Source organism: Skermanella sp., assembly GCF_059503625.1.
Genome location: NZ_JCACHA010000201.1, coordinates 1 through 3362 on the forward strand (window position 1 = coordinate 1; position 3362 = coordinate 3362).

Genomic DNA, 3362 nt, shown 5'->3' on the forward strand with positions numbered 1-3362 from the left:
AACAGCCGGGCGACGCCGCGTCCTGGGAAGTCCTGATCGAACAGGACGGCAAGCTGACGACCTACGACAGCGGCGATCACCGGATCGGCGGCGTTTCCCAGCAGGGCGGCGGCGCCTCGTCGCTGGCTTTCACGAGTCAGAACGGCTCCGTCGACCTGGATCAGCTCAAGAAGATTTAAGCAGGGCAGGTCTGAACGGATGGAGGACGCGGCGGGCACCGCGTTCTTGCCGCCCCTGTGGCCGGCGACTATTATCCCGGCGACCAAGCAGAGGACCGTCATGCCCCAACTCCGTTCAAGGACTTCAACCCACGGCCGCAACATGGCCGGCGCCCGCGGCCTGTGGCGCGCGACCGGCATGAAGGACGGCGACTTCGGCAAGCCCATCGTCGCGATCGCCAACTCCTTCACCCAGTTCGTACCCGGCCATGTCCACCTGAAGGACCTTGGCCAGCTCGTGGCGCGCGAGATCGAAGCCTCCGGGGCGGTGGCGAAGGAGTTCAACACCATCGCTGTCGACGACGGCATCGCGATGGGGCATTCCGGCATGCTCTACAGCCTGCCCTCGCGCGAGATCATCGCCGACAGCGTCGAGTACATGGTCAACGCGCACTGCGCCGACGCCCTCGTCTGCATCTCCAACTGCGACAAGATCACGCCCGGCATGCTGATGGCGGCACTTCGCCTCAACATCCCGACGGTGTTCGTCTCCGGTGGTCCGATGGAGGCCGGCAAGGTCAAGCTGCACAACAAGACCCGCGCCGTCGATCTGGTGGACGCCATGGTCGCGGCGGCCGACACCACGCTGAACGACGACGAAGTGCTGGAGATGGAGCGGTCGGCCTGCCCGACCTGCGGCTCCTGCTCCGGCATGTTCACCGCCAATTCCATGAATTGCCTGACCGAGGCGTTGGGTCTGGCGCTGCCGGGCAACGGCTCCGTCCTGGCCACCCATGCCGACCGCAAGGGCCTGTTCCTCCAGGCGGCGCGGACCGTGGTCGATATCGCACGCCGCTACTACGAGCAGGACGACGCCAGCGTCCTGCCCCGCTCGGTGGCCAGCTTCCAGGCGTTCGAGAACGCCATGATGCTCGACATCGCGATGGGTGGTTCGACCAACACGGTGCTCCACCTGCTGGCCGCCGCCCACGAGGCGGAGCTGAATTTCACGATGAAGGACATCGACCGGCTGTCGCGCCGCATCCCGCAGCTTTGCAAGGTCGCGCCATCGGTCCCCGACGTCCACATGGAAGACGTCCACCGCGCCGGTGGCATCATGTCGATCCTGGGCGAGCTGGACCGCGCCGGCCACCTGCATCGCGACCTGCCGGTGGTACACGCGCCGACGCTGGGCGCGGCGCTGGACCGCTGGGACGTCAAGCGGACGGACGACCACGACGTCCTGCGCTTCTACTCGGCGGCGCCCGGCGGCATTCCGACGCAGGTCGCCTTCAGTCAGGAACGGCGTTACGAGACGATCGACGTGGACCGCTCCGCCGGCGTGATCCGCGATGCGGAGCACGCCTTCAGCAAGGACGGCGGTCTGGCCGTCCTGTACGGCAACCTCGCGGAGGACGGCTGCATCGTCAAGACGGCCGGCGTCGATGCCTCGATCCTGAAATTCTCCGGCCCGGCGCGGATCTTCGAAAGCCAGGATGCATCGGTGGAAGCGATCCTGGGCGGCAGGGTCGCGGCCGGCGACGTGGTTCTGATCCGCTACGAAGGCCCGCGCGGCGGCCCCGGCATGCAGGAAATGCTGTATCCGACCAGCTACCTGAAGTCCAAGGGCCTGGGCAAGGCCTGTGCCCTGGTCACCGACGGACGCTTTTCGGGCGGCACGTCTGGCCTGTCGATCGGCCACGTCTCGCCGGAAGCGGCCGAGGGCGGGATCATCGGGCTGGTGGAGGAAGGCGACCTGATCGAGATCGATATTCCCAATCGGTCGATCCGAGTCGTCCTGACCGACCAGGAACTGGCCACGCGCCGCGCCGCCATGGAGGACCGGGGCGATGCAGCCTGGAAGCCGATCGACCGTCAGCGCACCGTCTCGACCGCACTCCAAGCCTATGCGGCACTGACGACCAGCGCTGCGCGTGGCGCGGTGCGGGACGTTTCGGCGGCGCTCCGCGCACCGCGCTCGCGGGGCTGAACCTGACCGGGTAAAGGCTGGACCGGGACCGGTGTCCTGGTCCAGGCCTTGTCGGTCAAGGGCATTCCTCCAGCTTCATGTCGGACAGGCCGAATGCCTGTCCGACCAGCTTCATGAGGTCTTTGGCCTTGTAGGGCTTACGGATGGTAGGCACGGTCTGCAAATGCGGCGGCAGACTGTCCTTGAGGGTGTAGCCGGTCGTGAAGATGACGGGAATGCCGCGCCCGATCAGGCAGTCGGCCACGGGGAATATCATTTCACCGTGAAGATTGACGTCCAAAATCGCGATGTCCGGCGCTGCCGTCTCGGCCAGCGCCAAAGCTTCGCCCACCGTTGAAGCGGGACCGACGACCTGGATACCGTGCTGTTCGAGAATCATCTCCAGTGCGATCAGGACCAGAAGGGTGTCCTCAGCGACGAGGGCGCGCCGATCATTCAAGGCCGGTGCCCTCGCCCTCGCCGGCAGACCGGCCGCCGATGGACGGATCGCCGGCAGGTATGACGCAATCCGCCGGTATCATGAAGACGCAGTCGACGCCTTCGCGCCCGAAGGTCAGCGAACACGTCCCTTTGACTTCATGCCGCAGGCTGCGTTCGATGACGGCGGATCCGAAGCCGCGCCTCGTCGGCGGCGCTACCGCCGGCCCTCCCCGTTCCATCCAGTTGAGCACGAGGGCGCCGTCCTCCTTGAGGCTCCACCGGATGTCGACGGTGCCTGCGGGAGTGGAAAGGGCGCCGTACTTGGCCGCGTTGGTGGTCAGCTCGTGCACGACCAGCGTGAAAGGCAGCGCCGCCTTGGGCGACAGCATGACATCGTCGCCGGAGATGCGAAGGTTGCAGTTCCGCTCCGAGCGGAAAGGCGCCATTTCCTCCTCCACCAAGGCGCGGACCGAGGCGCCTTTCCAGCGGGTCTCGGACATCAGGTCATGGGCATGCGACATTGCACGGATACGTCTTTCGAGTCCCGAGGCGAAATCCTCGATCGATCCGGCCCCGACCCTGGTCTGCTGCACCAGCGCCTGGATGCTGGCCAAGGCATTCTTGACACGGTGGTCCAGTTCGGCCATCAGCAGGTCCTGGTGTGCCAGCGTCGCTTCCCGCTCCTTCCGGACCAGATCGACATGACGCAGGACGCTCTCCAGCAGCCATACGCGGAAGCTTTGGGCGGCTTCCATCTCGATCGCGGTCCAGACCGTCGACTGGCACCGGACTTC

General features: G+C 66.2%; 3 protein-coding genes. 1 reads left to right on the forward strand and 2 read right to left on the reverse strand.

The genetic code is table 11. From position 1 onward, the window contains the following. The first annotated feature begins 279 nt into the window (after positions 1–279). Positions 280–2148 carry a dihydroxy-acid dehydratase gene (ilvD, locus tag AC5JJ6_RS05115; protein WP_496041005.1) on the forward strand — a complete coding sequence of 623 codons (1869 nt, stop codon included), beginning with the start codon at positions 280–282 and terminating at the stop codon, positions 2146–2148. 55 nt (positions 2149–2203) lie between these two features. On the opposite strand, the gene AC5JJ6_RS05120 is transcribed toward ilvD, so the two are convergent. Together AC5JJ6_RS05120 and AC5JJ6_RS05125 are read right to left on the reverse strand one after the other, a co-directional pair. Next, entirely contained in the window at positions 2204–2587 is a 384-nt protein-coding gene (locus AC5JJ6_RS05120; RefSeq protein WP_496041006.1) for a response regulator, read from the reverse strand. Further along, positions 2580–3362, reverse strand: a 783-nt coding sequence (locus AC5JJ6_RS05125; RefSeq protein WP_496041007.1) for a sensor histidine kinase, incomplete at its 5' end; no start/stop codon positions are given. The genes AC5JJ6_RS05125 and AC5JJ6_RS05120, both read right to left, overlap by 8 nt.